3 rRNA genes are annotated in these 6,019 nt (G+C 55.7%); all 3 read right to left on the bottom strand.

Annotation, left to right across the window (positions count from 1 at the left end):
- Positions 1–53: 53 nt before the first annotated feature.
- A 5S ribosomal RNA gene (gene rrf, locus GQQ95_RS19220) occupies positions 54–170 on the bottom strand.
- A 200-nt stretch (positions 171–370) separates the two neighbouring features.
- Positions 371–3,474 (bottom strand): 23S ribosomal RNA (locus GQQ95_RS19215).
- Positions 3,475–3,944: 470 nt separating this feature from the next.
- Positions 3,945–5,471: ribosomal RNA gene (locus tag GQQ95_RS19210) — 16S ribosomal RNA — on the bottom strand.
- Together the 16S, 23S and 5S rRNA genes form the textbook arrangement of a ribosomal RNA operon.
- Positions 5,472–6,019: the final 548 nt, after the last annotated feature.

The raw sequence follows: 6,019 nt of genomic DNA, 5'->3' as shown, positions 1-6,019 counted from the left end.
GTCTGTTAAATGCAGGAAGGCCACCCCGTTGGGGTGGCCTTCCTGGAATGGTTGTCCGGCGGTGTCCTACTCTCCCACAGGGTCCCCCCTGCAGTACCATCGGCGCTGCGAGTCTTAGCTTCCGGGTTCGGAATGTGTCCGGGCGTTTCCCTCGCGCTATGGCCGCCGAAACTCTTGCCACGACCGCACCGGCCCTTGGGGGGTGGTGGGTGTGTAGTCTCGGGACGCTGCCACCCGGTGGTGCTGGGTGGGCGTGTTCGTATTGAGTTGTATGTTGTGTTTCCGTCTGTTGGGAACCACAGAGTGGACGCGAGTCATCAGGCCACACACACGCCTTTTACGTGAATGCACTTTCGTGTGTGTGTAGTGAGTTTTCAAGTTATCGGCTTATTAGTACCGGTCAGCTCCGACAGTCGTTAGTCCTGTCTTCCACATCCGGCCTATCAACCCAGTCGTCTGGCTGGGAGCCTCTCCCCCTAGGGGATGGAAATCTCATCTCGAGGCCGGCTTCCCGCTTAGATGCTTTCAGCGGTTATCCATCCCGAACGTAGCTAACCAGCGGTGCTCCTGGCGGAACAACTGGCACACCAGAGGTTCGTCCAACCCGGTCCTCTCGTACTAGGGTCAGATCCTCTCAAATTTCCTGCGCGCGCAGAGGATAGGGACCGAACTGTCTCACGACGTTCTAAACCCAGCTCGCGTACCGCTTTAATGGGCGAACAGCCCAACCCTTGGGACCTACTCCAGCCCCAGGATGCGACGAGCCGACATCGAGGTGCCAAACCATGCCGTCGATATGGACTCTTGGGCAAGATCAGCCTGTTATCCCCGAGGTACCTTTTATCCGTTGAGCGACAGCGCTTCCACAAGCCACTGCCGGATCACTAGTCCCGACTTTCGTCCCTGCTCGACCTGTCAGTCTCACAGTCAAGCTCCCTTGTGCACTTACACTCGCCACCTGATTGCCAACCAGGTTGAGGGAACCTTTGGGCGCCTCCGTTACTTTTTGGGAGGCAACCGCCCCAGTTAAACTACCCACCAGGCACTGTCCCTGAACCGGATCACGGTTCGAAGTTAGATATCCAGAGTGACCAGAGTGGTATTTCAACAATGACTCCACCGACACTAGCGTGCCAGCTTCACAGTCTCCCACCTATCCTACACAAGCCACACCGAACACCAATACCAAGCTGTAGTAAAGGTCACGGGGTCTTTCCGTCCTTCTGCGCGTAACGAGCATCTTTACTCGTACTGCAATTTCGCCGAGTTCGCGGTTGAGACAGCTGGGAAGTCGTTACGCCATTCGTGCAGGTCGGAACTTACCCGACAAGGAATTTCGCTACCTTAGGATGGTTATAGTTACCACCGCCGTTTACTGGGGCTTAAATTCTCAGCTTCGCCTTGCGGCTAACCGGTCCTCTTAACCTTCCAGCACCGGGCAGGCGTCAGTCCGTATACATCGTCTTGCGACTTAGCACGGACCTGTGTTTTTAGTAAACAGTCGCTTCCCACTGGTCTCTGCGGCCCTGCAGCGCTTCCCTCAGCTAGTGAGTTCACGCCTTAGGCCCCCCTTCTCCCGAAGTTACGGGGGCATTTTGCCGAGTTCCTTAACCACGATTCTCTCGATCTCCTTAGTATTCTCTACCTGACCACCTGAGTCGGTTTGGGGTACGGGCGGCTAGAACCTCGCGTCGATGCTTTTCTTGGCAGCATAGGATCACCCACTTTTTATCCGCATCGTGTCTCAGCCATCGTGAGCGACGGATTTGCCTATCGCTCGGCCTACGCACTTGCCCCGGGTCAACCATCGCCCGGGTTGGGCTACCTTCCTGCGTCACACCTGTTAATACGCTCACTCCACCAGATGGGGTCGCATGCCGCCTCACGATCGTCCCCGAAGGGATCCACGCGTCTTGGGATGCTTAGCACTCCTGATTTCATGTGGGCGGTTCTTCGCCGGTACGGGAATATCAACCCGTTGTCCATCGACTACGCCTGTCGGCCTCGCCTTAGGTCCCGACTTACCCAGGGCAGATTAGCTTGACCCTGGAACCCTTGGTCTTCCGGAGGACGGGTTTCTCACCCGTCTTTCGCTACTCATGCCTGCATTCTCACTCGTGTGGCCTCCACGGCTGGTTTACACCGCCGCTTCACTGCCCACACGACGCTCTCCTACCCATCAACACGGCTGGACCACGAAGGCCTACCATAAATGTCAATGCCACAACTTCGGTGGCGTGCTTGAGCCCCGTTACATTGTCGGCGCGGAATCACTTGACCAGTGAGCTATTACGCACTCTTTCAAGGGTGGCTGCTTCTAAGCCAACCTCCTGGTTGTCTGTGCAACTCCACATCCTTTCCCACTTAGCACGCGCTTAGGGACCTTAGTTGGTGGTCTGGGTTGTTTCCCTCTCGACGATGAAGCTTATCCCCCACCGTCTCACTGCTGCGCTCTCACTTACCGGCATTCGGAGTTTGGCTGACGTCAGTAACCTGTTGAGGCCCATCGGCCATCCAGTAGCTCTACCTCCGGCAAGAAACACGCAACGCTGCACCTAAATGCATTTCGGAGAGAACCAGCTATCACGAAGTTTGATTGGCCTTTCACCCCTATCCACAGCTCATCCCCTCCATTTTCAACTGAAGTGGGTTCGGTCCTCCACGACGTCTTACCGTCGCTTCAACCTGGCCATGGATAGATCACTTCGCTTCGGGTCTAGGACATGCGACTGAATCGCCCTATTCAGACTCGCTTTCGCTACGGCTGCCCCTCACGGGTTAACCTCGCCACATATCACTAACTCGCAGGCTCATTCTTCAAAAGGCACGCTGTCACACCTACAAGGGTGCTCCAACGGTTTGTAAGCAAACGGTTTCAGGTACTATTTCACTCCCCTCCCGGGGTACTTTTCACCTTTCCCTCACGGTACTTGTCCGCTATCGGTCATCTGGGAGTATTTAGGCTTATCAGGTGGTCCTGACAGATTCACGCGGGATTTCTCGGGCCCCGCGCTACTTGGGATCCCTCTCCGGCCGGCCAGGCATTTCGACTACGGGACTCACACCCACTCCGGTCCGCCTTTCAATGCGGTTCGTCTATACCTGACGCGTCACCGTGACTGCACGGCAGTACAGTCCGAGAGGTCCCACAACCCCGACCATGCAACCCCTGCCGGGTATCACACATGATCGGTTTAGCCTCTTCCGCGTTCGCTCGCCACTACTTACGGAATCACGGTTGTTTTCTCTTCCTGTGGGTACTGAGATGTTTCACTTCCCCACGTTCCCTCTACCCGCCCTATATATTCAGGCGGGAGTCACCAGGTCACCCTAAGGGCCTGGCGGGGTTTCCCCATTCGGAAATCCTCGGATCACAGCTCGTTTATCAGCTCCCCGAGGCTTATCGCAGATTACGACGTCCTTCTTCGGCTCCAGATGCCAAGGCATCCACCGTTTGCTCTTAGAAACTTGAAATCACATGAGTTCGATCGAATTCGTGCAGCACCCGAAAGTGCTGCGAAATTGACCAGTGAATACGCCAACCAACACACCCGAAGGCATGTCATTGGCGACTCACCTTTTGTGATCCAGGACAAAGTCCTGAATCTAAGATGCTCGCGTCCACTATGTAGTTCTCAACAGACGGCCAGAACCCCCACACCCACCAGCACAAAGCTGATCTCGGCGAAGGTCTGAAGAAACCATCACCCCCGAACACTCATCAAGAGCGCCAGGGTTCGTCCGGTCCCTCAGGACCCAACAGCGTGCATGCACCCATCCGGCCGGCACCAGATCGTTCCAACCCCACAAGGAGGCGTACTGGATCCGAAACCATTCAAACGAGCACCTATGTCAATGTTCCACCCATGAGCAACCAGCAAGCCACATTGGACTTGATCTGGTCTGCACTGCGAAAGCCCGAAGACTTCCGAGTTGCTCCTTAGAAAGGAGGTGATCCAGCCGCACCTTCCGGTACGGCTACCTTGTTACGACTTAGTCCTAATCACCGATCCCACCTTCGACGGCTCCCTCCACAAGGGTTAGGCCACCGGCTTCGGGTGTTACCGACTTTCATGACTTGACGGGCGGTGTGTACAAGGCCCGGGAACGTATTCACCGCAGCGTTGCTGATCTGCGATTACTAGCGACTCCGACTTCATGAGGTCGAGTTGCAGACCTCAATCCGAACTGAGACCGGCTTTTTGGGATTCGCTCCGCCTTACGACATCGCAGCCCTTTGTACCGGCCATTGTAGCATGCGTGAAGCCCAAGACATAAGGGGCATGATGATTTGACGTCATCCCCACCTTCCTCCGAGTTGACCCCGGCAGTCTCACATGAGTTCCCACCATTACGTGCTGGCAACATGCGACGAGGGTTGCGCTCGTTGCGGGACTTAACCCAACATCTCACGACACGAGCTGACGACAACCATGCACCACCTGTAACCGAGTGTCCAAAGAGTTCCACATTTCTGCGGCGTTCTCGGTTATGTCAAGCCTTGGTAAGGTTCTTCGCGTTGCATCGAATTAATCCGCATGCTCCGCCGCTTGTGCGGGCCCCCGTCAATTCCTTTGAGTTTTAGCCTTGCGGCCGTACTCCCCAGGCGGGGCGCTTAATGCGTTAGCTACGACACGGAAACCGTGGAAAGGTCCCCACATCTAGCGCCCAACGTTTACGGCGTGGACTACCAGGGTATCTAATCCTGTTCGCTCCCCACGCTTTCGCTCCTCAGCGTCAGTTACGGCCCAGAGAACTGCCTTCGCCATCGGTGTTCCTCCTGATATCTGCGCATTCCACCGCTACACCAGGAATTCCATTCTCCCCTACCGCACTCTAGTCTGCCCGTACCCACTGCAGGCTGGAGGTTGAGCCTCCAGATTTCACAGCAGACGCGACAAACCGCCTACGAGCTCTTTACGCCCAATAATTCCGGACAACGCTCGGACCCTACGTATTACCGCGGCTGCTGGCACGTAGTTAGCCGGTCCTTTTTCTGCAGGTACCGTCAAGCCGAAGCCCTTCTTCCCTACTAAAAGCGGTTTACAACCCGAAGGCCGTCATCCCGCACGCGGCGTTGCTGCATCAGGCTTTCGCCCATTGTGCAATATTCCCCACTGCTGCCTCCCGTAGGAGTCTGGGCCGTGTCTCAGTCCCAGTGTGGCCGGTCACCCTCTCAGGCCGGCTACCCGTCGACGCCTTGGTGAGCCATTACCTCACCAACAAGCTGATAGGCCGCGAGTCCATCCCAGACCGAAAAACTTTCCACCCCAGATCATGCGATCCGAGGTCCTATCCGGTATTAGACGTCGTTTCCAACGCTTATCCCAGAGTCCAGGGCAGGTTACTCACGTGTTACTCACCCGTTCGCCACTAATCCCCCAGAGCAAGCTCCGGGATCATCGTTCGACTTGCATGTGTTAAGCACGCCGCCAGCGTTCGTCCTGAGCCAGGATCAAACTCTCCAAAAAAAATGGTTCCCAACACCCCAAAGGGCGTCAGGGAGTTTGTTCACTGACAGAGAAACAACTGACTATAAAAATCAAATTGTCCATCAATCAAAGGAATCCATACCCACTCCGAAGAGCAAGCTGGGGTTCAATAAATTGGCATTGAACATAGTGCACGCTGTTGAGTTCTCAAGAAACGGACGCACCCGAACCAGACACCCACAACCGCGGGCCCGACCTTCAGGGCAACCTGTCAACCATACCACCACAACCACCAGAACAAAACCCGAAAGCCCCGAACCAACAGCACCCAGAAACCCAACCCAAAAGGCCAGACAAACAAGGAAGGTGAGAAGTTCAATCCTAGACTTGAAATCACCGAGTCGCAAACGCGCCTACGAGGTTATTTGGCTAGAATCTTCACCCAGCAGCCCACCAGAAGCTTTCCGCTTCTTCCTGACCGCCGCGGCGACATGTATGAATCTACAAGCCCCCACCCCCACCACACAAATCAACCCCACATCCCGGGCGTGTCGCACCACACCACACCACCAAAACCCCAGACCAGA

This window comes from Agromyces salentinus (assembly GCF_009749395.1).
Lineage (GTDB): Bacteria > Actinomycetota > Actinomycetes > Actinomycetales > Microbacteriaceae > Agromyces > Agromyces salentinus.
This window is presented reverse-complemented; position numbering and strand designations above follow the sequence as displayed.